This window comes from Pseudomonas sp. S3_B11 (assembly GCF_054667715.1).
In genome coordinates this window covers 1,425,166-1,451,872 of record NZ_CP162749.1, presented here as the reverse complement: position 1 = coordinate 1,451,872, position 26,707 = coordinate 1,425,166, and the positions used below count along the sequence as shown (strand labels likewise).

The 26,707-nt window shown below is 60.8% G+C and carries 25 protein-coding genes; 5 read left to right on the top strand and 20 right to left on the bottom strand.

Annotated features, from left to right (window positions below; genetic code table 11):
• Nucleotides 1–21 precede the first annotated feature (21 nt).
• The 11 genes from AB4O22_RS06845 to nac form a co-directional block, all read right to left on the bottom strand.
• The gene (locus AB4O22_RS06845) at nucleotides 22–750 is read right to left on the bottom strand and encodes an amino acid ABC transporter ATP-binding protein (RefSeq protein ID WP_172831559.1); all 729 of its coding nucleotides are present in this window, start codon (nucleotides 748–750) and stop codon (nucleotides 22–24) included.
• A 23-nt stretch (nucleotides 751–773) separates the two neighbouring features.
• Complete coding sequence (locus AB4O22_RS06840; protein ID WP_460096022.1) at nucleotides 774–1,517, bottom strand: amino acid ABC transporter permease; 744 nt, start codon at nucleotides 1,515–1,517, stop codon at nucleotides 774–776.
• A 6-nt stretch (nucleotides 1,518–1,523) separates the two neighbouring features.
• Nucleotides 1,524–2,225 (bottom strand): amino acid ABC transporter permease, encoded by a 702-nt coding sequence (locus AB4O22_RS06835; RefSeq protein WP_223472202.1) that lies wholly within the window; start codon nucleotides 2,223–2,225, stop codon nucleotides 1,524–1,526.
• Nucleotides 2,226–2,344: 119 nt separating this feature from the next.
• Nucleotides 2,345–3,097, bottom strand: a complete 753-nt coding sequence (locus tag AB4O22_RS06830; protein WP_460096021.1) for an SDR family oxidoreductase — start codon at nucleotides 3,095–3,097, stop codon at nucleotides 2,345–2,347.
• Between the two features lie 131 nt (nucleotides 3,098–3,228).
• Complete coding sequence (locus tag AB4O22_RS06825; RefSeq protein ID WP_460096020.1) at nucleotides 3,229–3,996, bottom strand: LamB/YcsF family protein; 768 nt, start codon at nucleotides 3,994–3,996, stop codon at nucleotides 3,229–3,231.
• 16 nt (nucleotides 3,997–4,012) lie between these two features.
• Nucleotides 4,013–4,417, bottom strand: coding sequence for a biotin/lipoyl-containing protein (locus tag AB4O22_RS06820; protein ID WP_223472204.1), 405 nt, complete (start codon nucleotides 4,415–4,417; stop codon nucleotides 4,013–4,015).
• Nucleotides 4,418–4,429: 12 nt separating this feature from the next.
• The gene (locus AB4O22_RS06815; protein ID WP_214510663.1) at nucleotides 4,430–5,401 is read right to left on the bottom strand and encodes a 5-oxoprolinase subunit C family protein; all 972 of its coding nucleotides are present in this window, start codon (nucleotides 5,399–5,401) and stop codon (nucleotides 4,430–4,432) included.
• Complete coding sequence (gene pxpB, locus AB4O22_RS06810; RefSeq protein ID WP_223472205.1) at nucleotides 5,398–6,069, bottom strand: 5-oxoprolinase subunit PxpB; 672 nt, start codon at nucleotides 6,067–6,069, stop codon at nucleotides 5,398–5,400. The genes AB4O22_RS06815 and pxpB overlap by 4 nt, the downstream gene beginning before the upstream one ends.
• The gene (accC, locus tag AB4O22_RS06805; protein WP_460096019.1) at nucleotides 6,066–7,418 is read right to left on the bottom strand and encodes an acetyl-CoA carboxylase biotin carboxylase subunit; all 1,353 of its coding nucleotides are present in this window, start codon (nucleotides 7,416–7,418) and stop codon (nucleotides 6,066–6,068) included. Before accC ends, pxpB begins: the two co-directional genes overlap by 4 nt.
• A gap of 31 nt (nucleotides 7,419–7,449) precedes the next feature.
• Complete coding sequence (locus AB4O22_RS06800; RefSeq protein WP_223472207.1) at nucleotides 7,450–7,878, bottom strand: acetyl-CoA carboxylase biotin carboxyl carrier protein; 429 nt, start codon at nucleotides 7,876–7,878, stop codon at nucleotides 7,450–7,452.
• Between the two features lie 115 nt (nucleotides 7,879–7,993).
• Entirely contained in the window at nucleotides 7,994–8,899 is a 906-nt protein-coding gene (nac, locus tag AB4O22_RS06795) for a nitrogen assimilation transcriptional regulator NAC (protein ID WP_018609099.1), read from the bottom strand.
• A gap of 311 nt (nucleotides 8,900–9,210) precedes the next feature.
• On the opposite strand from nac, the gene AB4O22_RS06790 reads away from it, so the two are divergent.
• The 3 genes from AB4O22_RS06790 to AB4O22_RS06780 all read left to right on the top strand — a co-directional run bounded on the left by AB4O22_RS06790 (nucleotide 9,211) and on the right by AB4O22_RS06780 (nucleotide 13,369).
• Nucleotides 9,211–10,419 (top strand): aspartate transaminase, encoded by a 1,209-nt coding sequence (locus tag AB4O22_RS06790; RefSeq protein WP_460096018.1) that lies wholly within the window; start codon nucleotides 9,211–9,213, stop codon nucleotides 10,417–10,419.
• 61 nt (nucleotides 10,420–10,480) lie between these two features.
• Entirely contained in the window at nucleotides 10,481–11,974 is a 1,494-nt protein-coding gene (locus tag AB4O22_RS06785) for an MFS transporter (protein WP_460106092.1), read from the top strand.
• A 63-nt stretch (nucleotides 11,975–12,037) separates the two neighbouring features.
• Nucleotides 12,038–13,369: an OprD family porin gene (locus AB4O22_RS06780; RefSeq protein ID WP_043042298.1), complete on the top strand. Its 1,332-nt coding sequence runs from the start codon at nucleotides 12,038–12,040 to the stop codon at nucleotides 13,367–13,369.
• A gap of 94 nt (nucleotides 13,370–13,463) precedes the next feature.
• Here the strand turns inward: AB4O22_RS06780 and AB4O22_RS06775 are convergent, their stop codons facing one another.
• The 9 genes from AB4O22_RS06775 to urtA all read right to left on the bottom strand — a co-directional run bounded on the left by AB4O22_RS06775 (nucleotide 13,464) and on the right by urtA (nucleotide 22,262).
• Nucleotides 13,464–14,507, bottom strand: a complete 1,044-nt coding sequence (locus tag AB4O22_RS06775; RefSeq protein ID WP_460096015.1) for an AAA family ATPase — start codon at nucleotides 14,505–14,507, stop codon at nucleotides 13,464–13,466.
• Between the two features lie 3 nt (nucleotides 14,508–14,510).
• A complete protein-coding gene (locus AB4O22_RS06770) occupies nucleotides 14,511–15,554 on the bottom strand; it encodes an aliphatic amidase (protein ID WP_003203574.1) in 1,044 nt (347 codons plus the stop codon).
• 14 nt (nucleotides 15,555–15,568) lie between these two features.
• Complete coding sequence (locus tag AB4O22_RS06765; RefSeq protein ID WP_003203576.1) at nucleotides 15,569–15,916, bottom strand: FmdB family zinc ribbon protein; 348 nt, start codon at nucleotides 15,914–15,916, stop codon at nucleotides 15,569–15,571.
• A 36-nt stretch (nucleotides 15,917–15,952) separates the two neighbouring features.
• Complete coding sequence (fmdA, locus tag AB4O22_RS06760) at nucleotides 15,953–17,182, bottom strand: formamidase (protein WP_223472211.1); 1,230 nt, start codon at nucleotides 17,180–17,182, stop codon at nucleotides 15,953–15,955.
• Between the two features lie 153 nt (nucleotides 17,183–17,335).
• Entirely contained in the window at nucleotides 17,336–18,025 is a 690-nt protein-coding gene (gene urtE, locus AB4O22_RS06755) for an urea ABC transporter ATP-binding subunit UrtE (protein WP_003203579.1), read from the bottom strand.
• 10 nt (nucleotides 18,026–18,035) lie between these two features.
• Complete coding sequence (gene urtD, locus AB4O22_RS06750) at nucleotides 18,036–18,794, bottom strand: urea ABC transporter ATP-binding protein UrtD (RefSeq protein ID WP_003203582.1); 759 nt, start codon at nucleotides 18,792–18,794, stop codon at nucleotides 18,036–18,038.
• Nucleotides 18,791–19,978: an urea ABC transporter permease subunit UrtC gene (gene urtC, locus AB4O22_RS06745; RefSeq protein ID WP_460096014.1), complete on the bottom strand. Its 1,188-nt coding sequence runs from the start codon at nucleotides 19,976–19,978 to the stop codon at nucleotides 18,791–18,793. Before urtC ends, urtD begins: the two co-directional genes overlap by 4 nt.
• 10 nt (nucleotides 19,979–19,988) lie before the next feature.
• Nucleotides 19,989–20,906: an urea ABC transporter permease subunit UrtB gene (gene urtB / locus AB4O22_RS06740; RefSeq protein WP_057448796.1), complete on the bottom strand. Its 918-nt coding sequence runs from the start codon at nucleotides 20,904–20,906 to the stop codon at nucleotides 19,989–19,991.
• 111 nt (nucleotides 20,907–21,017) lie between these two features.
• Nucleotides 21,018–22,262 (bottom strand): urea ABC transporter substrate-binding protein, encoded by a 1,245-nt coding sequence (gene urtA / locus AB4O22_RS06735; RefSeq protein ID WP_460096013.1) that lies wholly within the window; start codon nucleotides 22,260–22,262, stop codon nucleotides 21,018–21,020.
• Between the two features lie 320 nt (nucleotides 22,263–22,582).
• On the opposite strand from urtA, the gene AB4O22_RS06730 reads away from it, so the two are divergent.
• Nucleotides 22,583–25,978 (top strand): ATP-binding protein, encoded by a 3,396-nt coding sequence (locus tag AB4O22_RS06730; RefSeq protein ID WP_028236800.1) that lies wholly within the window; start codon nucleotides 22,583–22,585, stop codon nucleotides 25,976–25,978.
• Entirely contained in the window at nucleotides 25,953–26,645 is a 693-nt protein-coding gene (locus AB4O22_RS06725) for a response regulator (RefSeq protein WP_053162973.1), read from the top strand. The genes AB4O22_RS06730 and AB4O22_RS06725 overlap by 26 nt, the downstream gene beginning before the upstream one ends.
• The last annotated feature ends 62 nt before the right edge of the window (nucleotides 26,646–26,707 follow it).

Genomic DNA, 26,707 nt, shown 5'->3' with positions numbered 1-26,707 from the left:
AGGTAACAAAACCGCTGTGGCTCAATGGGCGCGCAGATCGGCGATAAATCGTTGCGCTCGGGGGTGCGAGGGTTGGTTGAAGAAACTCTCGGGCGTGCTCTTCTCCAGAATCTGACCCGCGTCCATGAACCAGATGGTGTCAGCCACTTCACGGGCAAAATTCATCTCGTGAGTCACGCACATCATGGTCATTCCATCCTTGGCCAAACTCTTCATGACGTTCAGCACCTCCCCGACCATTTCCGGGTCGAGTGCACTGGTGGGTTCATCGAACAGCATTACCGGCGGCTCCATCGCCAGTGCCCGAGCAATCGCCACCCGTTGCTGTTGACCGCCGGACAACTGCGCCGGATAGGCGCCAGCCTTGTGCGCCAGCCCTACCCGTTCAAGCAATGTCATGGCCTGCTGCTTCGCGGCCGAGCCTTTCAGACCGCGAATTTTGCTCGGCGCCAAAGTGATGTTTTCCAACACCGACAGGTGCGGAAAAAGGTTGAAACTCTGGAACACGAAACCCACCCGACTGCGCAGCCGGTTGATGTGCGCGTCAGTGCCATGCACGTCCTGACCGTCGAACAGGATCTGGCCCTTCTGAATGTCTTCCAGGCGGTTGACCGTGCGGATCAGCGTCGACTTGCCGGACCCTGACGGACCACACAACACCACCACCTCGCCGGGTTTCACCTCGGCGGTGATGTCGGTCAGTGCGTGGTACTCGCCGTACCATTTGTTGATGTTCGAAAACATGATCATTGGATGCATGGACGCAACCCTCTTCAATTATCGATGGCCAGCAAGGGGTCGGCAGCCACGGCCGGACCACCGTTGCCCAGACGCTTGCGAGCGATACGGCGCTCCACCCAGCCGGCCAGATGGGTCAGGCCAAAACAGAGCAGGTAGTAGATGATCGCCAGGATAAAAAACACCTGGAACGGCTTGGTCAGTAGCTGGTTATTGACCTGGTTGGCAGCGAAGGTCACTTCCTGGACGTTGATCACGTAGCCCAGCGAGGTTTCCTTGATGATCGAGATGAATTGGCTGATCAGGCTCGGCAGCGCGTTGTAGAGGGCTTGCGGCAGGATCACCCAGATCGTCGTACGCAGGTAACCAAGACCCAGTGCCCGGGACGCTTCGTACTGACCCGCCGGCAGCGCCTGAATGCCGCCACGAATGATTTCGCACAGGTAGGCGCTCTGGTAAATCACCAACGTGCAGAGCATGGTCACGAACCCGGTGATGTTGTGGCCGATCAACAACGGCACCAGGAAGTAGGTCCAGAAAATCACCATCAGCAGCGGAATACCGCGTAGTACATAGACCCACACCGTGGCCGTCCAACGCAGGCCCTTCCACGGCGAAACCCGTGCCAGCGCCAGCAGCAAACCGAACGGGAATGCCAACAACAGTGCCAGCGCCGCCAGGATCAAGGTGCTGGCCAAACCGCCCAAGGGGCCATGCGGGTATTGGCCGATCAGGAACAGCGTCCAGCTGTTTTGCACAATCGAGAAAAGATCGAACATGCTCATCTACCTCGCCAGCGCTTTGTTGAAGCGCCGCGCCAACAATGCGCCGAGCCCCATCAACAGCAGTGAAAAGACCAGGTAGAACACCGTGGCAACCAGGTAGGACTCGAACGTGCGGAAGGTGTAATTCTCGACTTCGCGGGTGGCGTAGGTCAGTTCGACCACGCCGATGGCCATGGCCAGGCTGGTGTTCTTGAACAACAGCACGGTGTGGTTGATCAGCGAGGGCAGGCAATTACGCACGCTCTGCGGCAGGATCACGTAGCGCATCGAACGCACATAACCCAGCCCCAGTGCTCGGGATGCTTCGGTCTGCCCCGCCGGAATGGCACGCAAGCCACTGCGGATGTCTTCACAAAAATACGCGGCCTGACACAACCCCAAGGCAATCACCGAGAACAGGTATTCAGTGCTGTAGTTGGCCAGCCACAACTGAGTGGATTCGCTCAGCAGCGTCGGCACACCGAAGTACCACAGCATCAATTGCACCAGCGTCGGCACGTTTCGGTGATAAGACACGTAACCGGCCACCAGACGATCAGCGAGCTTGTCGCCGGTCAGGCGAACGGTCACCAGCAACAGCGCCAGGGCCATTGCCAGCAGCCAGGCGAACAGCGCCAGTTGTAGAGTCGTTTCGATGCCCTTGACGATCAGCTCGGCATATTCGCCTTGCAGAACCGCGGCCAAATCGAAGTCATGCTTCATGATCAATCCCTACGGGCATTGGGCTAGGGCAGAATTGATAAGCGTCTGGCGAGCCATGACGTGAGTACCGCGTGACGGATTGATCCGTTCTTCTGGGGGGCGTCCGTTGCCAGGAAATCTCAGCCCTGGTAATCCTGTGGGCGAGCCGTGGACAGACCGCCGGGCACTTGCAGGGTCGGGGTGATTTCCATGTGCCCGACGTTCACCGCAACCGGGGCGGCGATGGCAAACGCGATGGCATCGGCGATGTCCTTGGCCTGGGGCAGCTCGAAGCCTTCGACGAAGCGCTTGTAGGTCTCTTCGGAGTCGCCATGGACATGGGCAAAAATGTCGGTGGCCACGCGGCCCGGGCAGATCTCGGTGACCCGCACCCGCTTGCCGAAGGCGTCGATACGCAGTTGCCGCGAGAGCATGCTCACGGCGGCTTTCGTCGCGTGGTACGTGGAGTTGCCGCCGAAGTTGTATGCGCCGGCAATCGAACTGATGTTGATGATATGGCCGCAATCACGCTCGACCATCCCCGGCAGCGCCAGGCGTGCCAGGTGCAGGACCGCCCGCAGGTTGACGTCGATCAGCAAGTCGATGCCTTCGGCGTCCGCCTTGAGAATCGAGCCCGGTTTATCGACACCGGCGTTGTTCACCAGAATGTCGAACTGCTGGGTTTCGAACAAACGGGTCAGCCCGGCCAGGTCAGTGACATCGATGGCGTGCGCGATACAGCCGGTCTTGGCCGCCAGTTCTTGCAGCTTGTCGGCGCTGCGGGCCAATGCGTGTACCTGCACGTCTTCCTGACACAGGCGTTCGACGACGGCGGCGCCGATCCCGGAAGAAGCACCGGTCACCAGCGCGGTTTTGTAATCTGAAAATGGCATGAAGTTGTCCTCGTATTACGTGTGCGGATCACTCGGTGATCGCGATGACTTCGACTCTATCCAGCCCTGAAGCCGTGGACCAAGACGGAATGACTGTGTGGCAATAAGCCCTGCTTATGACCGTGCAACCGTTACGCCAACAGCTGCGAAATGGGTGTGATGCAACCACCCGCCAGCTCGATTTCTCGACGGATGGTGCGGGCCAGTTCGACGGCGCCAGGCGTATCGCCGTGCAACAGGATCGAATGCGCCGTCACCGCGATGTGCTTGCCGTTGAGTGTGGTCACGGTACCCTCCTCCAGCAACTGTCGAACCCGCTGCAGCACGTCTGCCGGTTCCTTGATCACCGAGCCCGGCACCTTGCGCGGCACCAGCAGGCAGTCATCGTCATAGGCGCGGTCGGCCAGAAACGTGGTGGCGACCCGCAACCCACATTTGTCAGCAGCGTGTTCGATGGCCCGACTGCTCGACGAGCTGATAATCAGCGTCGGATCGAACGCCTCCACCGCACGGACCAGGGGCTCAGCCAGTGCCGCGTCGGCTGCGACCATATTGCCCAGCGCGCCGTGAAAGCTCATGTGGGTCATACGATGGCCATTGACCGCCGCCATCCCGGCCAGCGCGCCAAGCTGATAAACCACATAGGTCGCCAGCTCCTTGAGCTCGATGTTCATCTGCCGCCGGCCGAAGCCCATCAAATCGGGGAAGCCCACATGAGCCCCCAGATCGATGCCCCCGGCCTTCGCCAGACGTACGGTGTTGTCCATGATCAGCGGGTCGCCGGCATGGAAACCACACGCCACGTTGGCCGATGAGATCAGGCTCATCAACGCTTCATCTTCCCCCATGCGCCACGGACCGAAACCCTCGCCCAGGTCAGCGTTCAAATCGATTTTCATCACTTGCCCTCGCTCGTCATGCCGCATCCAGGCGCATGAACGCCTCTCCATAACCGACGGTCGTGCCACACGCCGTCAACACCGCAGCCAGCCGTCCGGTCTTCTGGCTGCGGACCGGCAACAGCAGATCGCCGACTTGCAACAACGCCACCAGCTGCCCTTGCTCCACTCGACTGCCGACCGATACCAGCACCTCGTTCTGTTGCGGATGCGTTAGCAACAACTGGCCCAGGCCGGGGCTCTTCAACAACAATTCATCTGTAACCTTTGGCGCCATGGGTGTTGCGATTTGAATGGGCGCTACCACCTCGTCGACGCAGCGCTTGAGCAGTAGACGCAGCCCCGGACGGCGGATTTCTGCGCCGGCCAGGTGGGTCTCCTTGAGCCACACCGCCAACTGGCGGATTTCCTGATTTGTCATGGTCGAATGTCCTTAACGCGAGGCCATCCCGTGAAGATCGACCAAGCGGCTGACCTCCGCGAGATAGCGCGAATTATCTTCCAAGGCCGCAACGGCTTCGGCATAGCTGCACTCGATAAACCGCACCTTGCTGCCAATCGGCGCCTGACCCAAGCGCCACAGATCGGCCTCGATCACCGTGCCGAATTTCGGGTAACCGCCGCTCGGTTGCGCGTCACGCATCTGAATGATCGGCTGGCCACCGTGGGGCACCTGAATCACGCCGGGGACGATGCCGTGGGAACGGACTTCCATCGGCACCTTGGGCAAGATCGGCGCGCCTTCGAGCCGGTAGCCGTAGCGGTTGCTCTGGGTCGTGACCTTCCACTCGCCCGCCCAGAACGCCACACGGGATTCGTCCAGAAAACACTCGTATTCGGCCGCAGGCAGGACGCGCATGGCCGGTAATCCATCGAGTTGCAACGCCAGCGCCTGATTCGGGGACACGACGCCGAAATCCGTAGGCAGTGCACTCAGGCCTGGACGCAGCGCTGCAACCCGGTCGCCCTGCTGCAAGGCTCGCCCCTGTAAGCCTCCGAATTCACCGCGTAATTGAGTGCTGCGCGAACCCAGCACCTGCGGCACGTCGACACCGCCAGCCAGGCATAGATAAGCGCGGCTGCCGGAGGTCGGAAAGCCGAGGTTCAACACCTGGCCTTCCCGCGCCTGCGTCACCCAGGATGGCGGCAATGGCTGGCCGTCGAGGGAGGCCTCGCAAGCCGCGCCGGTCACCGCAAAGGCGCAGTCTTGAACAAACCGCACATCGAATGGGAACAGCGGGATTTCGATGGCCGCTGCGCCCTCGGGATTGCCCAGCAGCAGATTGCCCAACGCCAGCGCCAAATGGTCCATCGCACCGGAGGTTCCCACCCCGTAACCGAGGCTGCCAAAGCGGCCGAAGTCCTGCACCGTGGCCAGGGCGGTGGCCGATAAAATCTCGATCATCGAATGATCCTCTCGATGCGCAAGCGCAACATGTCGCCCGGCCTGAGCATCGCCGGAGGGTTTTGAGTCGGGTCAAAAAACACCATCTCGGTGCGGCCGATGGTGTTCCAGCCACTGGGGCCGGCGGAGGCGGAGACGCCGGTCTGCACCCCGCCAATCGATACCGAGCCGGCGGCTATGCTGATCACCGGCACTTGGCGTCGTGGCGTGGCCAGGCGCGAATCCATGCCGCCGAGGTAGCAGTAACCGGGATGGCTGCCCAAGGCATATACCGGGTACAACGGCTCGCAATGCAGATTGGCGATGGTCTCGATGTCCAGCCCGGTGTGCGCCACCACATCATTGATGTGCGGGCCGAACTCGCCACCGTAGACCACCGGCAATTCAACGATTCGACCTTCCAGTGGCAATGGCCGACTGGCCTCCCACGCCTCCTGCAATCGCTCGCACAACCCATTGATGTCGCGTGGCGGCTTGATGAACGTCAGCATCAGGTTGTTCATGCCCGGAACCGCTTCGTGGATCTCGGCCCACTCCCCGGCCTGCAAAGCCAAGCTCCAGATGCGTTGTTGCGGCGCTAGATCGAGTTCGCCCGGCGCCTCGAATAGCAAGGCCGTGGACCCCAGCAGGCTGATGTGCGGACGCGGCGATACAGATGCTGTGTTCATGTCGTACTCCGTTGTTGCAACCAGCGCTCCAGGTGATGAATGTCCACGCCGCCAGCACAGAAGGCCGGGTCGTCAAGAATGTCCCGGTGCAAGGGAACATTGGTCGAGATGCCCTCCACCACCAGCTCACTCAAGGCCAGGCGCATGCGGGCCATGGCCTCATCGCGCGTCGCGCCGTGGGTAATGACCTTGGCCACCATCGAGTCGTAATACGGTGGCACCCAATACCCGGTGGTGACGTGGGAGTCGACCCGCACACCGAAGCCACCGGGAACTTCCCAGCGCTGGATCAACCCCGGCGTGGGCATAAAGGTGATCGGGTCTTCAGCGTTGATCCGGCATTCCAGTGAGTGGCCATTGAGCTGGACGTCTTGCTGGCGCAGCTCCAGCACTTCGCCACGGGCCATGCGCAATTGCTGTTGGACAATATCGATGCCAGTGGTCATCTCCGTCACCGGGTGTTCGACTTGCAGCCGGGTGTTCATCTCGATGAAGAAGAACGCGCCGTCCTCGTACAAAAATTCGAACGTGCCGACGCCGCGATAGCCGATCTGTCGGCACGCGGCGGCACAACGTTCACCGACCCTGGCGATCAGTTCCGGATCGATCCCGGGGGCCGGCGCTTCTTCCAGGACTTTCTGGTGCCGGCGCTGCAACGAACAATCGCGGCAACCCAGCCAGATCGCATGCCCATGGGCATCGCACAACACCTGGATTTCCACGTGCCGTGGATGGCCAAGGAACTTCTCGATGTAGAGTTCCGGATTGCCGAAGGCCAGCCGTGCTTCTTCGCGGGTCAGGGCGATGGCATCGAGCAGTTCGCCCTCTTCTTTCACCACGCGCATGCCGCGACCACCGCCACCGCCGGCCGCCTTGACGATAACCGGGTAACCGATTTCCCGAGCGATGGCGAGGATGCTCGCATCGTCGGTGGGCATCACTGAATCCGGTCCGGGTACGCAGGGAACACCGGCTTCACGCATCGCCCGTTTGGCCGCGACCTTGTCGCCCATCGTGCGAATGCACGCCGCGCCAGGGCCGATGAAAGTCAGTCCTGCGTTTTCTATACGCTCGGCGAACCCGGCGTTCTCTGACAGAAAACCGTAACCCGGATGAATCGCCTGAGCGCCGCTGACCTTGGCCGCGAACAGCAGCGCCGTCTGGTTCAGATAACTCTGGCTCGGTGACGCCGGTCCGATGCACAGGGCCTGGTCAGCGCTTTGCACATACTGGGCGTGACGATCAGCCTCAGAGTGCACGACCACGGTTTGTATCCCCAGGCCATGGCAGGCTCGCTGAATGCGCAGGGCGATTTCGCCACGGTTGGCGATCAGCACTTTGTCGAACATTGAATTCACCTGAAAGAGGATGGGCTTGGGATCAGTCGAGACGGAACAGCGACTGTCCGGCTTCGACTTCGTCGCCACTGTGGGCAAGGATCGCGGTGACCCGACCGCCGATTTTTGCCTTGACCGGATGGAACATTTTCATCGCTTCGAGGACCGCCAGGGTTTGCCCTGGTTCGACCTGATCGCCGACCGCGACAAACGGTGCCTCTCCTGCTGCGGGCGTCAGGTGCAGGACGCCATACAGGCTGGCCCTGATCTCGGTGGCGGCCATCGCCAGGGTGCCTGGTTTGGGCAAATCCGCGGTCGGTGTCGGCCAAGGCTCTGCCGTCGACTCGGTCGTCACGACCTTCCCTGCCTGTTTGAAAAGGCGAATCGTACTGTCGCCTTCAGTCAGACTCAGTTCGAGCAGATCGGATTCGGCGAGCAAATCGATCAACCCCTTGATGCGTTCTGAATCCATGCGTGAGCCCCTGCCTGTCGAGCATGTCTTAAGTGGATAGGGTCAATGTAGCGAGCCCTTCCAGCGGCGACCAAGACGCTTTGGCTTTGGGGTGATAAGCCGTCCTTATGACCGTTCAGATCAAGCTGCCGCGCATCTCCGCGACCAGTTCCAGCAGGATTGCCTTGACCGCTTGAGCCGGCACCGACAACGGCAGGTGCCCGGACAGACACAGCGCCAGGGGCGCCTCGATTTCAGGCTCGACAATTCGGCACATGTGCACCGACGTGGCCGCGACCATCACCCGCGCCGAGGATTCGGGCAGGATGGTCGAGCCAAAGTGCTCGGCGACGGCGGCGGTCAACGTGATCGATGATTCGATTTCCGCCACCACCCGCGCGCTCAGGCCAATGCGCTGGAAAGCTTCATCCGCCAGTCGCCGCATGACGTTGTATGGACGCGGCAGGAGCATGTCCATGTCCGCCAGTTCGGCCAGTGGGATCTCTTCGAGAGAGCTGATCGAAGGATCGGCACTCACCAGATAGAGGTGCTCGCGCAGCAGCGAGACGAAGCTCAAGCCATGGACTTCGCGCCCGCCATAGAGCACGGCCATGTCCATCCGGCCGTTCATGATCAACTCGCTCAAGGTGGTGCCGAAGTTTTCGTTGAGGTACAGCAGAATGCCCGGATGGCGTTCGCGCACCCTGCGCAGCAGCGGCAGCGACAGCGTCGATGCCGCAGTGCCTGGCGCCAGGCCGACCGAGACCTGCCCGGACAACGCCTGCCCCGTGGCGTTGATGTCACTCTGCGCCTGTTCGCATTGACGCAGAATGATCTGGGCATGCCCATAGAGCACCTTGCCTGCTTCAGTCGGGGTGACGCCGCGCTTGGTCCGAATCAGCAATTGTTGCTGCAGCTCCGCTTCCAGCGTAGCCAGTTGCTGACTGAGTGCCGGTTGCGCGACATGCAGCACATCGGCGGCCTGGGTCATGCTGCCAATATCGACGAGTTTCACGAAATACTTCAAACGGCGCAGGTTCACGTTGGCGGTGCTCTTGCTCGAAAAAGGAAGACAGCCCATAGGCTTTAGCAAGAGCCAGGCCAGCCCCGACACGTCGCGCGCGGGGTTAACGGCAAGACCCAAACCATAAGCCTTTGCTATGGCTGGATCGTAGTGGCCGTGAATGACACCCGCCACGGGCAGCCAGGCTTGATCGCACCGCCTTGGTGCAACGGCTGTTCAGTTCCAGCCATAAGCGATGCCTATCCGACCAGAACGATCTCATCTTATGGCTGCCCGTGTAGCGACTCGTACTGTAGGGCCTCGTCAACGTCATCAACGAGGAACGACACGTGACCGCCTCTCGCATCGCCGCCCGTGTGCTACGCATCAAGCCGTCCCCAAGCAGCGCCGCTTCCGACCGCGCAAACGAACTTCGCCGGCAGGGCAAATCCATCATCAATCTGGTGGTCGGCGAGCCGGATTTCGATACCCCGGCGAACATTCGGCAAGCAGCCAACGTCGCCATCGAACGTGGCGAAACCCGTTACACGCAAAATGCTGGCACCCCGGAACTGCGGCAGGCCATCGTCGGCAAGCTGGCACGGGAAAACGGCCTGACTTACGCGGCGAATCAAATCCTGGTCACCAGCGGCGCGAAGAGTGCGATCTTCAATGCCTTCGCCGCCACCCTTGGTGCGGGTGATGAAGTGCTGATTCCGGCACCGTACTGGGTGTCGTACCCGGACATGGTGCTGGCCTGCGAAGGTGAACCGGTCACCCTCGCCTGCCCGGAGGAGCACGCTTTCAAGCTGACCCCGGAGCAACTGCGCGGCGCGATCACCGAGCGTACTCGCTGGCTGCTGCTCAATTCACCGAGCAACCCGACCGGCGCCAGCTACAGCGCTGCCGAACTGCGCGCCCTGGCCGATGTGCTGCTCGACTATCCGCAAGTGTTGCTGATGACCGACGACATCTACGAACACATCCGCTACGAAGGCCTGGACAACCCGCATATCCTCGCCATCGAACCGACGTTGACCGAGCGCACCCTGGTGGTCAACGGTGTGTCCAAGACCTATGCCATGACCGGTTGGCGAATCGGCTACGCGGCTGGCCCGGCCGACCTGATCGGCGCCATGGCGACCCTGCAATCGCAATCGACCAGCAACGCTTGCTCGGTCAGCCAGGCCGCCGCGGTCGAAGCGCTCAACGGCGACCAGACTTTCGTCAAGTACAGCGTGGCGGTTTACCAGCAACGTCGGGATCGCTGCCTGGACCTGCTCAACGCCATCGATGGCCTGAGTTGCCGCAAGCCCGATGGCGCGTTCTATCTCTATGTGAACTGCTCCGGGCTGCTGGGCAAATCACCCCCTCAAGGCAAGCGCCTGGACACCGACTACGACGTGGTCATGTACCTGCTGGAAAGCCAAGGTGTGGCGGTGGTAGCAGGTACCGCGTATGGCCTGGCGCCGTTCTTCCGGATGTCGATTGCCACCGACATCAAGACCCTCGACGAAGGTTGCTCGCGCATTGCTGCTGCCGTTGCAGCGTTGAGCTGAGGACCGACGATGGCCGTGGCGACCCACCCTCCCCCTGAGCTTCAAACAGGCCCTGCTGGCGATGCTCGGCATCTCGTTGGTGCTGATGCTCTCGGCGCTCGACCAGACGGTGATCGGCAACGCCTTGCCAAGCATCGTCGCCGAGCTCAAGGGCTTCGAGCTCTACGCCTGGGTTGCCACGGGCTACATGCTGGCATCAATCGTCACTATCCCGATCTTCGGTCGATTAGGGGATTACTACGGGCGCAAGCCCTTCGTGATCGCCGCCACGCTGATCTTCACCCTGGCGTCACTGGCCTGCGCGTTGGCCAGTGGCATGCTGTTGCTGGTGATCGGCCGCGCCTTGCAGGGTGTCGGGGGTGGCATGCTGATCGGCACGGCGTTCGCCTGCATCCCGGAACTGTTTCCCGACACCCGACAACGCCTGCGCTGGCAAATGTTGCTGAGTGCCCTGTTCAGTGTGGTCAACGCTATTGGCCCCGGATTGGGCGGCTATCTCACCGGAGCGTTTGGCTGGCGCTCGGTGTTCTATCTCAATCTGCCGCTGGGTTGTCTGGCGCTGTTCTTCGCCTGGCGCTACCTGCCTTACTACCGCCCTCAACAACCGACAAAAATCAGCCTCGACTGGCCCGGAGCATTGCTGATTGCCCTGGCGCTGGGAAGCCTGCAACTGTTCGTCGAATGGCTGGGGCATTCCAGCCTGATGTTGAGTGTGGCGCTGGGCTTGTCCTGCTTGGCTGCAATCGGTGCATTGTGGTTTTGGGAGCGACGCTGCCAGCACGCACTGCTGCCCTCGGCATTGCTCAGACTACCGAGCATGCGCCTGCTGTTTCTGCTGTCGGTGGCGGCCGGGGCGATCATGTTTTCGCTGCTGTTCTATCTGCCGTTGTTACTGCAAGGCAGCTATGGCTACTCGCCGCAGGATGCAGGGCTGTTGATCACCCCACTGGCACTGAGTATCACGCTGGGGGCGATCGTCAACAGTCGCATCGTCACTCGCCTGCACAATCCAAACTGGTTGCCGCTGGGAGGGTTCGTCGCGCTGTTGCTGGCTTGCCTCAGCCTTGCCATTGCCGGACGCGACGCATCTTTCAACCTGTTGCTCGGTTTGATCCTGCTGGCAGGTCTTGGCTTGGGTTTCATTCTGCTTAACCTGACCGTCTTCACCCAGACCCTCGCCGAGCGGCAGTTTCTGGGGATCGCCACGGCGCTGACGCAATCCTTGCGACTGGTGGGTGGACTGCTCGGAACCGCCTCGATGGGCGTGCTGGTCAACCTGCTTTACAGCACCAACCTGCAACGACTTTTTATCGCCCAAGGGCACGCTGACGGGCTGGCGTTGTATGCCGACCCGCAGGTCCTTTTACGCCCCAATGCCGCCCTGCTCGAACATCCGCAATGGCTGAACCTGGCCCGTGATGCCCTGGCCCAGTCGGTAGGCGTCGGCCTGCTGCTGTGCGCCAGCATCGGCGTGCTGGCGCTGTTCATTCTGTACCGCTTGCCGCCCGTGAGGCTGAACGTCTTGCCGGCCACCGTCGCTCCTGAAAAACAATAAAAACCTTTACTGCCGCCTTTGACTGCCTCTCACAACATTCGACAACTCATGGGGATGACTCCGATGGAGCTTTTCAATCGCGCACCTAAAGTAGTGGCCGGCATTTGTGGCCTGATCATCGCTCAACAGGGTTTTGCCGCAGGCCTGATAGAAGACAGCAAGCTGAGCGTGCTGGCCCGCAACTTTTTCAGTAATGCCGACAACCGCAGCGGCGCCGCCGACCCCAACTACACCCAGGAATGGGGCCAGGGTTTCATCGCCAACTTTCAGTCCGGCTACACCCAAGGCTCGGTCGGCTTCGGCGTAGATGCCATTGGCATGTTCGGGGTCCGCCTCGACTCCGGTAAAGGCCGGCACTACAACCCTGAAAGCAGCGCCTTCAACGGCAACATCTTCCCGACCGACAGCGATGGCCGTGCGGTCGATGAGTTCGGCAGCCTGGGCCTGACAGCCAAAGCCAAGTTCTCCAACACCGAACTGAAATACGGCACCCTGGTCCCGATGTTGCCGGTGGTGATGTCCACCGACCGCATGCTGCAACAAACCTTCAACGGCGGGCAGATCCAGTCCAAAGACCTGGAGAACTTCACCTTCATCCTCGGCCAGTTGGAGCATGTGAAAGGTCGCGGTTCAAGCAACCAGATGGGCATGTCCATCCCCGGTGCAAACAACGCGCAGACGGGCGAGTTCGTCAACAAGTTCTATTACGGCGGTGTGGACTACAAGCCAACCAAAGACCTGACCTTGCAGTACTACTACGGCAACCTGCAGGACTTCTACAAACAGAACTTTCTGGGCCTCAAATACGACTGGCAGGTCGGCCCCGGCACCCTGCGTACCGACCTGCGCCACTTCGACAACCGCTCCGATGGCGCCAACGGTCATGACCCTGACTTCTACACCTTCGGCTACTACGGCGACGGGGTCACCAAAGGCAAGGTCGACAGTCGCCTGAGCAGCGCGCAATTCACCTACCTGGTGAACGGTCATACCTTCGCTGCCGGCCTGCAGCAAGTCAGCGGCGACAGTGATGCAGTCTGGTTGAACCAGGGTGACGGTTCTACCGCCTACTTCATGACGGAGTCGATGATCGGTAAGTTCCAGCGCGCCGGAGAAACCACCTGGCAGGTTCGCTACGGCTATGATTTCGCCAAGGTTGGGGTTCCTGGCTTGAGTTTCCTGGGCATGTACGAAAGCGGCTCGAACATCCGTACCCCCACCGGCGACAAGAACGAGTGGGAGCGCAACCTGACGGTGAGTTATGTGATCCAGCAAGGACCGCTCAAGGATCTGAGTATTGCCTTGCGCCACGCCTCACTGCGCACCGAAGTGTCCACCCAGCGTGACAGCGACGAGCATCGGGTGATCATCAGCTACCCGATGAACATTCTGTAAAAGCCAACACGCTGGGTGATGCGCATCGTCACCCAGCGTAGTGCGACAGCGATTCCCGAGGCTATAGCATCAGACCGCAATCCGGTGCCGTCTCTTACGACAATGGAACAACCGTGAGCCTGTTTGATTCGACCGTCGCAGTCATCTGCATTGCCTGCGGATAAGCCAGCAAACACTCAGCGATGGCAGGCTCCAGCTCGACCCGCACTCGCCTTGTGAGGGCCCGAGCACCAAAGCGTGGGTCATGCTTTCGGCACAACCAGTCGCTTGCCGCAACGTCCAGGACCAGCGTACGGCGATGCTGACCGAGCCGTTGGTTGAGTTTGTTCAGTTCGATCTGCAACAACGCTTCCAGCCATTGGCTTTCGATGCGTTGGAAAACCAGGATGCGATCAATACGGTTTAGAAATTCCGGTTCGAACCAGGCATGCAATGCTAGCTCCAACATAGCCTGCTCACCTTGCGGGGCGATGCCGAGCCAGCGCCGCCAACCGCGTGAAAAACGTTCCCTGTAGGTGGTCGCTTGCCGGGCTCCAACGTTGCTGGTCATGAAGATCAGGCTATTGCGAAAATCCAGCGTTCGGCTACCGCCAGCCAAGGTCAGTTGGCCGTTCTCAAGAATGCCCAACAAGCTGCGCACCACTTCCTTGCTGGCCTTTTCCAATTCATCGAACAGCACGATGCCTGGGCGACTGAAGGTACCTTGAATCAATTCGCTATTGAACAGACTGACGCCCTCTTTACTCCCCACATAACCAGGTGGCGCTCCGGTGAGCGCCGCCGAGTAATGCTCCTGGGCCAAGGTGTGCATGTCGATGCGACAAAAAGCATCGGCGCGACCGTGTATGGCCAGTGCCAGCAGACGGACGATTTCGGTCTTGCCGACACCGGTCGGCCCCATGAACAGGCTCACCGTCAACGGCCTCTCACGTTCACCAATATCGACCTTAACCACGTTCAGCAACGCCTCGACCGCGCTCATGGCTTGTTCTTGGCCGACAATTCGACTGCGCAACAACGCCATGACTTGGGCGGGATTGAAGACGAAGCGTGAGGTCAACAAATCTGCTGGCGGTGATGCGCTGGTCAGGCTGGGCTGTGGGTGGTTTGGGTCGATGCGATCGTTCACGAAAGGCATGGTTTAGCCTGCGTGTTTTTCTTTACCGTCGTGGGGAATCTCTCCCACCGGGCAATGAGCCACGCCGACGGTGCTACGGGTCAGTTTTTCGACGTTTTCCCGGGCTTTCTGCGCGTCCAGTACCCAGGTGCGGTAAAAGTCGAACGGGCAGTCAGCCACTCCCTTGTCGCCATCCCCGGAGTTGTAGACCCCGGTGTAACCGCGATGCAGCAGCTTGAACAAATGATTCTGTGATTGGTCGTTCGCTCGCGCATCGCGGATTTGCGAAACGGATAATTGTGCGTACTGAATGCCCATTTCCTCTTCACCGCATTCGCCCAGAGTGCGACCGTCGAAGCCAATGATCGCCGAGTGACCAAAGTAGGAATAAACCCCATCGAAGCCTGCCGCATTAGCCACTGCCACATAGCAATTATTGGCCCAGGCCATGCTTTTGGACATCATCACCTGCTGCTCTTTGGCCGGGTACATATAGCCCTGGCAACGGACGATCAACTCCGCTCCTTTCATTGCACAGTCGCGCCAGATCTCCGGGTAGTTGCCGTCATCACAAATGATCAAGCTGATTTGCAGGCCCTTGGGACCCTCGCAGACATAGGTCCGGTCACCCGGATACCAGCCTTCAATGGGGCACCAGGGAATGCACTTGCGGTACTTCTGGACGATTTCGCCCTGGTTATTGATCAACACCAACGTGTTGTACGGGGCTTTGTGGGGATGTTCCTCATGCCGCTCACCGGTCAGTGAAAACACCCCCCACGTGTCAGCCGCACGGCACGCGGCGGAAAAGATCGCCGTCTCTTCGCCTGGAATGCTGGCGGCAGTCGCCATCATCTCATCGTGGTCGTACATGATGCCCATGGTGCTGTATTCAGGAAACACCACCAGGTCCATGCCGGGGAGACCGCTTTTCATACCGGTGATGATGTCGGCAATCTTGCGGGCGTTTTCAATGACCTCGGCTTTTGTATGCAGCCGCGGCATTTTGTAATTGACGACCGCGACACCCACGGTGTCCGGGCTGCTGGAAATATCACCATGACGCATGAAATTTACCTCTGTTAATGGCTGATCATCCAAGGTCTGGAGCCGGTTTTACTCTTGAGCCCCTGTGGATTCTCTTTGGTCGGGGCCAGCGGTTTGCTCGGTGCGCAACAACTGCACCCACTGGGATGACGACGGTTCTGCTGGTACTCGCCAAGCGTCTGCGGCACGTGGGCACTTCGCTCGTTGGTCGCCATGGCCTGGCGTTGACTGCTCGACAACGTCGTCAGTGCCGGCGCAGACAACAGCAACCGCCCTCCTGGGCCCGCACAAGACGGGCACTGGCACGACTCGTGCCGTTGGGCCATGGGCCGCAACATTGTGAAAGAGCCACAGGTTTGGCATTCGTACTCATAAGTCGGCATGGCACTCTCCAGACATTGATCGAGCTCGGGCGTGTCTCACAGGTCCGGGGCAATCGGCAGATCGATACTGCCGTCGAGGTGTTTGATGGGGCCGTTGGCGTTGGGGTTGATGTCGAACTCGAAGATTTCGGTGGGTAACCAGAGGGTCGCGCAGGCGTTGGGGATGTCGACCACGCCGCTGATATGCCCTTGCACCGGCGCAGAGCCCAACAGTGCATAGCCTTGGGCGGGCGAATAACCAAACTTGGTCAAGTAGTTGATCGCATTCAGACAGGCCTGGCGATACGCGATATTCACGTCCAGGTAGTGCTGTTTTCCGGCTTCATCCACCGAGATACCTTCAAAGATCAGGTAGTTCTGGTAGGTCGGGATAATCGGGCTGGGTTTGAACACCGGGTTCTTGATCCCGTACTTGGCCATGCCGCCCTTGATCAGCTCGACTTTCATATGCACCCAGCCGGCCATCTCGATAGCACCGCAAAAGGTGATCTCGCCGTCGCCCTGACTGAAGTGCAGATCCCCCACCGACAACCCGGCGCCTTTGACGTACACCGGGAAGAAAATCTTCGAGCCCCGGGACAGGTCCTTGATATCGCAGTTACCGCCATGTTCGCGCGGTGGCACGGTGCGTGCGCCGGTGGCCGCAGCATCATCCCGGGCCTGGCCCTTGAGCTTGCCCATGTGCGCGGTGGCGGCCAGCGGCGCGTTGGCCAAGGGCGGCACGCGGGTCGGGTGGGTGTCGATCAGCTCCTGCTCGCGGCGGTTCCAGTCGCCGAGCATTACCGGGTCGGGCAGGCAACCGATCAATCCGGGGTGGATCAGGCCGGCAAAGTTGACCCCGGGAATGTGCCGCGAGCTGGTGAACATGCCTTTGAAATCCCAGATGGCTTTCTGTGCGCTGGGAAAGTGATCCGTGAGGAATCCGCCACCGTTCTGCCGCGAGAAGAAACCGTTGAAACCCCACATCGATTCGGCCTTGGCGCCGATGTCCAGCAGGTCGACCACCAGCAGATCCCCCGGCTCGGCGCCACGCACGCCCACCGGACCGGACAGGTAGTGCACGGTGGACAGGTCGACGTCACGCACATCCGAGGCGTCGTCGTTGTTCTTGATCGCGCCGGCGGTCCAGTCATAGGTCTCGAGAATAAAATCATCCCCCGGCTTGACCCAGCAGGCCATGGGAATGTCCGGATGCCAGCGGTTGTGGATCTGTTCGTTCTCGGTGGCGGGCTGGTTGAGGTCGACTTTGATCAAGGTATCGGTCATGGCGAAGCTCCTGAACATTAGGGATGTACCGCGTTGGAACCAGTCTCGAATGGCGGCACGAATCGGCCAATACGTTGGATGACGTACCCCTTTGAGCTGGCTTTCCAGTTGCTACAAAAGGGGCCTATAAACCATCGCGCCGCCCGATCGCGCCTACACGGAGAGGTAGCGACTGATGGTGGCTTCGTCGACCTTGTCGCGGGTCTCCTCAATCACGAAGCGACCCTTCTCGATCACCAGGAAGCGGTCGGCGATTTCCAGGGTGAATGACAGCACCTGCTCGGAGACCACAATGGTCAGGTCGCGCAGGTGGCGGATCTCTTTCAAAGTGCGGGCGATGTCCTTGATGATCGACGGCTGGATGCCCTCAGTGGGTTCATCGAGCAACAACACCTTGGGATTGGTCGCCAGCGCCCGGGCAATGGCCAGTTGCTGCTGTTGCCCGCCTGAAAGGTTGCCACCCTTGCGCGAGCGCATGTCGTGGAGTACCGGAAACAACGCATAAAGGTCTTCGGGCACCTGGCCCCGGGCCGATGCCGGCAGGCCGGTCTGAATGTTTTCCAACACCGTCATGCTGGGGAAAATCATCCGCCCCTGAGGCACATAGGCGATGCCGTGCTCCACCCGCTCGTGGGTTTCCAGGTTCGAGACTTCCTGGCCATCGACGCAGACCTGCCCCCGCCACTGCGGAAGGATGCCCATCAAGCTCTTGAACAGCGTGGTCTTGCCCATACCGTTGCGTCCCATCACGGCGACGATTTCGCGTTTGGCCACGGCCAGGTCGAGGTCGTGGAGGATCTGGCTCTGGCCGTAACCACAGGACAGCTTGTCTACGTTGAACATGCCTGCTTCCTCAATGGCCTAAATAGACTTCGATGACTTTCGGGTTGTTCTGCACCGACTCCATGCTGCCCTCGGCCAGGACCTTGCCCTGATGCAGCACCGTGACCTTATGGGCGATGCTCTTGACGAACTCCATGTCGTGTTCGATCACCAGCACCGAGCGTCCCTGGCTGATGCGCTTGAGCAGTTCCGCAGTCTGTACGCGCTCGTTGACGCTCATCCCGGCGACCGGTTCATCGAGCATCAACAGGTCAGGGTTCTGCATCAGCAGCATGCCGATCTCCAGCCACTGCTTCTGGCCGTGGGACAGCAGGTCGGCCTGTTGCTGCAACAGCTCGCCGAGAAAGATCTCCCGCGCCACCTCTTCAACCCGGGCAATCACTGCGGCACTGCGTTTGAAAAACAACGCGCCAAACACCTTGCGCCCCGCCGGGTAGGACATCTCCAGGTTCTCGAACACCGTGAGGTTTTCGTAGATCGACGGGTTCTGGAATTTGCGCCCGACGCCGGCACGGACGATGTTGTACTCGCGCATCTTGGTCAGTTCCTTTCCATCGAACTGGATGCTGCCGCTGGTGGCGCGGGTCTTGCCACAGATCAGGTCGAGTACCGTGGTCTTGCCTGCGCCGTTGGGCCCGATCACCACCCGCACTTCATTGCGGTCGATGTACAGGTTGAGGTTGTCCACGGCCTTGAAACCGTCGAAGGACACCGTCAGCCCCTCGATAACCAGCACCGGCTTGTTCATTTGAAAACCCACGGCGGTCATGGCTGCGTCTCCAGCGAAGGACGTTCAGGAGCCGGGGCCGGCGGCGCAGTGCGCGACGTCTCCGGCAGGGGCGCGGCAACGGCGGCTTGCTGCGGGGTACGCCGTAATAAACGGCCAAGGGTCTGGCGGCCATGGCTGTCCCAGAGTCCGGCCAAGCCATTGGGAAAGTACATGACCACGGCAATGAACAGCCCGCCCATCAGGTACAGCCATAGCTCGGGGAAGGACTCGGAGAAATAGGTCTTGCCGTAGTTCACCAGCAAGGCCCCATACACCGCGCCGAGCAGCGACATGCGCCCGCCGACGGCGGCAAAGATCACCATCTCGATGGACGGCACGATGCCGACGAACGAAGGCGACATGAAGCCCACCTGCAAGGCGAACATGGCGCCGCCAATGGCCGAGAAGGCAGCGGCGATGCAGAACACGAAAATCTTGAAACTGGCCACGTCATAACCGGAGAAGCGCACCCGCTCCTCTTTGTCGCGCATCGCCATCAGCAGCCGCCCGAGCTTCGACGCGAGGACGAAACGGCCGATGAAAATGCAGCCGAACAGCAAAGCCGCGTTAATGAAGTACAAAAGCAACTTGGCGCTGTCGCTGCGCAGGTCCCAGCCGAGCAGCGTCTTGAGATCGGTGATGCCGTTGACCCCGCCAGTCAGGCCCTGCTGGCCGACGATCAGCACCGTGAGAATCAGCGCGATGGCCTGGCTGACGATGGAGAAATAAACATCCCCCACCCGCCGCTTGAACAGCGCCATGCCAATGATGAAGGCCAGCACTACCGGCACCAGGATCACCGCCAACAGGGTGAAGCTGAAGCTGTGGAACGGCACCCAGAGCCACGGCAGTTCGGTGATCTGGTTCCAATCCATGAAATCCGGAATGCCCGGCGTCGACTGGATTTTGGTGCTCTGCGGGTCGGAGGCTTCGAGCTTGAGGAACATCGCCATGCAGTAGCCGCCGACGCCGAAGAACACCCCCTGCCCGAGGCTGAGAATGCCGCCATAGCCCCAACACAACACCAGGCCGACAGCGACGAAGGCATAGGTCAGGTACTTGCCCACCATGTTCAGGCGAAAGGCATCCAGGGTCAGCGGGAAGACCACGAAGATCAGCAGCGCCAACAGGCCCACGCCCAACAGGTTCTGCTTGCCCGCCAGCATCTTGTCTAAAAGCTTCATTGGCTCGCCTCTACTTGCGCACTTTGATGGAGAACAACCCTTGAGGGCGCAACATCAGGATCAGGATCACCCCGGACAGGGTCAGTACCTTGGCCATCGAACCACTGAGGAAAAACTCCGAGATCGATTGGGTCTGGGCAATGACGAACGCCGACGCAATAGTGCCGAACAGGCTTTGTGCGCCGCCGAAGACCACCACCAGGAAGGTGTCGACTATGTACTGCGAGCCCGCGGTGGGCCCGGTGGAGCCAATGGTGGTAAAGGCCGCGCCGGCCACCCCCGCGACACCGCAACCGAGGGCAAAGGTCATGCGGTCGACCTTGCGCGTATTGATGCCCACGGCACGGCTCATCAGCCGGTTTTGCACCGTGGCCCGCACTTGCAGGCCCCAGCGTGAGCGGTAGAGCAAGAGAAAAATGGCCCCGGTGAGCAGCAGGGTCAGGGCCATCATGAACAAACCGTTGCGCGGAATCTCGATGGACTCGGTGAAGTTGAACGAGCCCATCAGCCACTCCGGCGGCGTGGCGCTGACTTCACGGGCGCCGAACACCGAACGGAAGGTCTGTTGCATCACCAGGGACAGCCCCCACGTCGCCAGCAGCGTGTCCAGCGGACGTTTGTAGAGCCGACTGATCATCGCCCACTCCACCAGCCAGCCAATGGCCCCAGCCACCAGAAACGACAGGGCGATGGCGATGAAAAAATAATAGGGTTGAAACCATGGGGCGAAATGACTGGTCAGGCTCGAACAGACATAGGTGGTGTAGGCGCCGATCGTGAGGAACTCGCCGTGGGCCATGTTGATGACCCCCATCTGGCCGAAAATGATCGCCAGCCCCAATGCCATCAACAGCAGCACGCAGAACACGGACAAGCCGTTGAACCCCTGCATCGCCGCGATGGCACCAAATTCCGATAGCCATTCCATGATGATGGACTCCTGCTTGGAGGGAGGATGTGGAAAACCGTTGGGCCCCCCATCGCCAGCAAGCCAGCTCCTACAGAGTGTTGGAGTCGGCTTGCCGCGATGGCCCAGCCCTTACTGGTAGCCTTTAGGGAAAGGATTCGGTTCGATCAGATCAGACTCGTAAACCACCTTGAACTGACCATCGGGCTGTACTTCACCGATGCGGGTCTTGCTCCACAGGTGATGGTTTTCATGCACTTTGACGTAGCCTTCAGGCGCGGTTTTCAGCTCGATGCCCGACGAGGCTGCAACCACTTTGTCGACATCGAAACTGCCGGCTTTTTCCACCGCAGCCTTCCACAACCATGGGCCCAGATACGCGGCCTGAGTCACGTCGCCGATCACCGAATCCTTGCCGTACTTGGCCTTGAAGGCGTCGACGAAGGCCTTGTTGTTGGGGTTGTCCAGGCTCTGGAAGTACTTCATCGAGGCGTAGAAACCGGCCATGTTCTCGCCGCCGATGCCCAGCAATTCATCTTCGGTGACCGAGAGCGTGAGCAAAGTCTGCTTGGCCGAATTGACGCCCGCCGCATTGAGTTGTTTGTAAAAGGCCACGTTGGAGCCACCCACCACTGCGGCGAACACGACGTCGGGTTTCTTCAGCTTGACCTTGTTGATCAGCGAACCGAACTGGGTGTTGCCCAAGGGGTAGTAGTCTTCGCCGACCACGGTACCGTGCAGCACGTTTTCAATGTGCTTGCGGGCGATCTTCATCGAGGTGCGTGGCCAGATATAGTCCGACCCCACCAGGTAGAAGGTTTTGGCGCCTTTGGTCTTGGCGATCCAGTCGAGGCTGGCGAGGATCTGCTGGGTGGCTTCCTGGCCCGTGTAGATCACGTTCTTCGACTGCTCCAGCCCCTCGTAGAAAGTCGGGTAGTACAGCAGACCGTTTTCCTTCTCGAAGATCGGCAGCACAGCCTTGCGCGAGGCCGAGGTCCAGCAGCCGAACACCGTGGCCACCTTGTCGTTGACCAGGAGCTTCTTGGCCTTCTCGGCGAAGGTCGGCCAGTCGGAGGCGCCGTCTTCCTGGATCACCTTGATCTGCCGACCGAGGATGCCGCCTGAAGCGTTGATCTGCTCGATGGCCAAGCGTTCGGCCTGGATCGAACCGGTCTCGGAAATCGCCATGGTGCCGGTGGCCGAGTGCAACTGGCCGACCGTGACTTCAGTGGCGGTCACCGCCAGGCCGGTGCTGTTGGCCTCGTCCGCCCATACACCCTGGCTGAACACACTGGCAGCCAGTAACGACAGGGCCGCCGCCCCTAGCGCCAAGCGGCGCGGCAACAGGCCTTTAGTCCGGATCAATGGTGGTTGCATGCTGCTACTCCTCTGCGGTGACGCTGGTGGTACGCCCTATGGCGGCCAGCAACGGTGGTGGTATCAGCATGGAGGGGCGTCTCGACGACGGGTATACGCAGCCTGACGTAAGCGCATACGTCATTTGACGTAGGGAAAAATGCACCAAGGCGGCGCAGGCTATTGCTCCAGGTCCCGACCGACCGGCACTGCGCGGACGCGCGCGCAGGCACCAGCTGGCGCGGCAAGACGGCGTGGTGCAGGGCATGAAAATTGCTCGGCTATCCGCCACGGGCACACCCGCCAGGCACGGAGCGCCTTGACCCCAGGAGTCTTTCACCGTGCTTCCACCTGGCACCCAGCGCATCGCCAAGATCCGTCGCGACTACAACAGCTGGGTCGCCGACGAAACCATGGAAGACTACGCCCTGCGTTACACACCAAAGTCCTTTCGCAAGTGGTCGGAACTGCGCATCGCCAACACCGCCCTGGGCGCGGTGTCGTTCCTGGCCCTGGAGGCGATTGGCGGGGTGCTGGCCCTGAGCTACGGCTTCACCAACACCTTCTGGGCAATCCTCGCCGTGAGCCTGATCATCTTCCTCACCGGCCTGCCCGTCAGCTACTACGCAGCCCGCTACGGCGTCGATATGGATCTGTTGACCCGCGGTGCCGGCTTCGGCTACATCGGCTCGACCATCACCTCGCTGATCTACGCCAGCTTCACCTTTCTGTTCTTCGCCCTGGAAGCAGCGATCATGGCCCTGGCCTTGGAGCTGTACTTCCATATCCCATTGGCCTTTGCCTATGTGATCTGCTCTGTGCTGGTGATCCCCCTGGTGGCCTATGGGGTGACCCTGATCAGCCGCCTGCAACTCTGGACCCAACCGTTGTGGCTGGCGCTGCTGGTGCTGCCCTACCTGTTTGTACTGCTGAAAAACCCCGAGGCCTTCAGCGACTGGACCAGTTTTCAGGGCCGTGATACCGGCGGCGGCGATTTCAATCTACTGGCGTTTTGCGCGGCCTGTACCGTGGCCCTGTCCCTGGTGACGCAGATCGGCGAACAGGTCGACTACCTGCGCTTCCTGCCGGAAAAAACCGCGGCCAACCGCAGGCGCTGGTGGGCCGCCCTACTCTGCGCCGGCCCCGGCTGGATCCTGCCCGGCGCCCTGAAAATGTTCGCTGGCGCCTTCCTGGCGTTTCTCGCCCTGCAACACGAGATCCCCATCGAACGCGCTACAGAACCGACCCAGATGTACCTGGTGGCCTTCGGTTATGTGTTCGCCTCACCGGAATGGGCCCTGGCGGCCATGGTGCTGTTCGTCTTCGTCTCGCAGATGAAGATCAACCTGACCAACGCCTACGCCGGCTCCCTGGCCTGGTCGAACTTTTTCGCCCGGGTCACCCACAGTCACCCCGGCCGCGTAGTTTGGCTGGTGTTCAATGTGGCGATTGCCCTGATGCTGATGGAACTGGGGGTATTCGACGTCATCGACCAGGTGCTCGGTCTCTACGCCAACATCGCCATCGCCTGGATCGGCTCGGTGGTCGCCGACCTGGTGATCAACAAACCCTTGGGGTTGTCACCGAAACACATCGAGTTCAAGCGCGCTCACCTCTACGACATCAACCCGGTGGGCGTCGGCTCCATGCTGATTGCCTCGCTGCTGTCGGTCCTCGCCCACTTCGGTCTATTTGGTGCGCTGGCCCAGGCCGCCCCGCCCTTCGTCGCCCTCGGCACCTCGCTGGTCATGACCCCGCTGCTGGCCTGGGCCACCCGCAGCCGCTATTACATCGCCCGCACCAGCGATCCGCTACTGCTGCAACCGGTGGCACCGAGCACGCAGATCACCTGCGGCCTGTGCAGCAACCCGTTCGAAACCGCCGACATGGCTTTCTGTCCGGCCTACAGCACGCCCATCTGCTCACTTTGCTGTTCGCTGGACGCGCGTTGCGGCGATCGCTGCAAACCCCACGGGCGTCTGTCGGCGCAGTTCGAAGCGCTGTTGCATTGGTTGCTGCCCAATGCAACGGTGCCACGCCTGCACACCCGGCTAGTGCATTACTTGGGCCTGCTGCTCGCGCTGATCCTGATGCTCAGCGGCGCTCTGGCGCTGATCTATGGCCAGGCCTCCCAGGGACTGCCCCACTCGCCGCAAGCCCAGGCGACGCTGTACCAGGCATTTTTCAAGGCCTTCCTGACGCTCTCGGTACTGGCGGCCATCCTCGCCTGGTGGGTGGTTCTGACGCGGGAAAGCCGCCACGTGGCCCAGGAAGAATCGGACCGCCAGACCCAGCTGCTGATGCAGGAAATCGAAGCCCACCGCTTGACCGACCAGGCCCTGCAAGATGCCAAGGAGGCTTCCGAGGCGGCCAACGCGGCCAAGAGTCGCTACGTCACCGGACTGTCCCACGAACTGCGTACGCCGCTGAACAGCATCCTCGGTTTTACCCAGATCCTGCAGCGCGACGCGGCCATGCCGGAGCAGCATCAGGATGCCCTGGCGACCATCCTGCGCAGCGGCTCGCACTTGCTGTCACTGATCGACGGCCTGCTCGATGTGGCCAAGATCGAGGCCGGCAAACTGCGCCTGGAAGCGACGGAAATCCCCTTCCCGGAACTGATCCACGATCTGGAGCTGATGTTTACCCCACAAGCCCGGGACAAAGGGTTGCGCTTTCGCCTGGAGCTGATCGGCAAGATGCCGGCGGTGGTGCGAGGCGACGAAAAGCGCGTCCGGCAGATCCTCATCAACCTGTTGGGCAATGCGGTCAACTTCACCGACAGCGGCGAGGTCTGCCTGCGGGTCAGTTACATGCGCGAGACGGCAACCTTCGACATCATCGACACGGGTATCGGCATCGACCCCGAGCACATCGAGCGAATCTTCCAGCCTTTCGAACGCGGTGATCTGATGCGCCAGGACAAGGGCGTTGGCCTGGGCCTGACCATTACTCGCATGCTCACCTCGTTGATGGGCGGCGAGTTGCAGGTCAAGAGTCAGCAGGACAAGGGCACCTGTTTCCAGGTGCGCCTGTTTCTCTCGCAAGTACGGGTGCCGCAGGCGGTGATCCATGTCGAACACGACATCATCGGCTACCAGGGGCCGCGGCGTCTGGTGCTGGTAGTGGACGACCATGTGGACCATCGCAAGGTCCTCAGCGGCATGCTCACGCCCCTGGGCTTTGAAGTGGTCCAGGCCAGCAACGGCCAGGAAGCGATTCGCCAGGTCGCCCTGCTGGGGCCGGACCTGATCCTCATGGACCTGTCGATGCCGACGATGGATGGTTGGGAAACCAGCCGGCTGATCCGCCGCAATGCGTTGTCCACGGCACCGATCATCGTGATATCGGCCAATGCCTTTAACGACGAGCGCGAGCGCAGCCTGGCCAGTGCCTGCAACGACTACCTTGCCAAGCCGGTACACACCCCGGAGCTGCTCGAACGGATCCAGAAGCAGCTGGACCTGCACTGGCTGCGCCGCGAAAAACCAGCCCCTGCGACATTCCCCGAACCGGGGATATTGCCCTCACAGCCTGACCTCATCGCCCTCGGCGAACTCAGCGCCATCGGCTACGTACGCGGTCTGCACGAAAAACTCGACGCCATCCAGGCCGAGACGCCAGCCACCGCCCCTTTCATCAGTTCGCTACGCAAGCTGCTGAAAAACTTTCGCCTGGACGAAATCAACCGCGCCCTCAAGGAGGCAGAAGATGAATGCACTGACCACAGTCGCTGAACCCGGTGTCGTGCTGATTGTGGACGACACCCCGGACAACCTCGCCATGCTCTCCGACGCCCTCAACGATGCCGGCTACATGGTGCTGGTGGCCCTCGACGGGCTCAGCGCCCTGAACCGCATCGAACGTCGGCGTCCGGACCTGATCCTGCTGGATGCGATGATGCCGGGCCTGGACGGCTTCGAGACCTGCCGGCGGATCAAGGAGCAACCGGCCAACGCCGATATTCCGGTGCTGTTCATGACCGCACTGACGGAAAGCAGGCATGTGGTCCAGGGCTTTGAAGTGGGTGGCAGCGACTACGTGACCAAGCCGATCCAGACCGACGAAGTGCTGGCCAGGGTCGCCGCGCACCTGCGCACCTCGCGCATCCTGCTGTCGGCCCGAGCGGCGTCACAGCCAGCCGCGCCGAGCCTGGACGACGAGCCGGCGCACAGGGTGCTGTCGGCACGCTTTCAGCTCACCGGTCGGGAAGTCGAGGTTCTGCGCTGGGTGGCCTGCGGCAAGACCAACCGCGACATTGGCACCATTCTCGATCTGAGCCCACGCACCGTGAACAAACATCTGGAACATGTGTATGTGAAGTTAGGTGTAGAGACGCGCACAGCAGCGACCTCCGTGGCGTTGTCGGCCATGACCGATTCTCGCAACAGTGCTTCAAGGTAAGCCGCGATAACCAGACGTATTGCTGGATGAGCACTAGGGCTGTTTCGTCCATGACAGAACCT

Bases quoted from the DNA above. Each gene is read 5' to 3' on its own strand.
- AB4O22_RS06845 (WP_172831559.1), bottom strand. From the start codon at position 750: ATGATCATGTTTTCGAACATCAACAAATGGTACGGCGAGTACCACGCA.
- AB4O22_RS06840 (WP_460096022.1), bottom strand. From the start codon at position 1,517: ATGTTCGATCTTTTCTCGATTGTGCAAAACAGCTGGACGCTGTTCCTG.
- AB4O22_RS06835 (WP_223472202.1), bottom strand. From the start codon at position 2,225: ATGAAGCATGACTTCGATTTGGCCGCGGTTCTGCAAGGCGAATATGCC.
- AB4O22_RS06830 (WP_460096021.1), bottom strand. From the start codon at position 3,097: ATGCCATTTTCAGATTACAAAACCGCGCTGGTGACCGGTGCTTCTTCC.
- AB4O22_RS06825 (WP_460096020.1), bottom strand. From the start codon at position 3,996: ATGAAAATCGATTTGAACGCTGACCTGGGCGAGGGTTTCGGTCCGTGG.
- AB4O22_RS06820 (WP_223472204.1), bottom strand. From the start codon at position 4,417: ATGACAAATCAGGAAATCCGCCAGTTGGCGGTGTGGCTCAAGGAGACC.
- AB4O22_RS06815 (WP_214510663.1), bottom strand. From the start codon at position 5,401: ATGATCGAGATTTTATCGGCCACCGCCCTGGCCACGGTGCAGGACTTC.
- pxpB (WP_223472205.1), bottom strand. From the start codon at position 6,069: ATGAACACAGCATCTGTATCGCCGCGTCCGCACATCAGCCTGCTGGGG.
- accC (WP_460096019.1), bottom strand. From the start codon at position 7,418: ATGTTCGACAAAGTGCTGATCGCCAACCGTGGCGAAATCGCCCTGCGC.
- AB4O22_RS06800 (WP_223472207.1), bottom strand. From the start codon at position 7,878: ATGGATTCAGAACGCATCAAGGGGTTGATCGATTTGCTCGCCGAATCC.
- AB4O22_RS06785 (WP_460106092.1), top strand. From the start codon at position 10,481: ATGCTCGGCATCTCGTTGGTGCTGATGCTCTCGGCGCTCGACCAGACG.
- AB4O22_RS06780 (WP_043042298.1), top strand. From the start codon at position 12,038: ATGGAGCTTTTCAATCGCGCACCTAAAGTAGTGGCCGGCATTTGTGGC.
- AB4O22_RS06775 (WP_460096015.1), bottom strand. From the start codon at position 14,507: ATGCCTTTCGTGAACGATCGCATCGACCCAAACCACCCACAGCCCAGC.
- AB4O22_RS06770 (WP_003203574.1), bottom strand. From the start codon at position 15,554: ATGCGTCATGGTGATATTTCCAGCAGCCCGGACACCGTGGGTGTCGCG.
- AB4O22_RS06765 (WP_003203576.1), bottom strand. From the start codon at position 15,916: ATGCCGACTTATGAGTACGAATGCCAAACCTGTGGCTCTTTCACAATG.
- fmdA (WP_223472211.1), bottom strand. From the start codon at position 17,182: ATGACCGATACCTTGATCAAAGTCGACCTCAACCAGCCCGCCACCGAG.
- urtE (WP_003203579.1), bottom strand. From the start codon at position 18,025: ATGTTCAACGTAGACAAGCTGTCCTGTGGTTACGGCCAGAGCCAGATC.
- urtD (WP_003203582.1), bottom strand. From the start codon at position 18,794: ATGACCGCCGTGGGTTTTCAAATGAACAAGCCGGTGCTGGTTATCGAG.
- urtC (WP_460096014.1), bottom strand. From the start codon at position 19,978: ATGAAGCTTTTAGACAAGATGCTGGCGGGCAAGCAGAACCTGTTGGGC.
- urtB (WP_057448796.1), bottom strand. From the start codon at position 20,906: ATGGAATGGCTATCGGAATTTGGTGCCATCGCGGCGATGCAGGGGTTC.
- urtA (WP_460096013.1), bottom strand. From the start codon at position 22,262: ATGCAACCACCATTGATCCGGACTAAAGGCCTGTTGCCGCGCCGCTTG.
- AB4O22_RS06725 (WP_053162973.1), top strand. From the start codon at position 25,953: ATGAATGCACTGACCACAGTCGCTGAACCCGGTGTCGTGCTGATTGTG.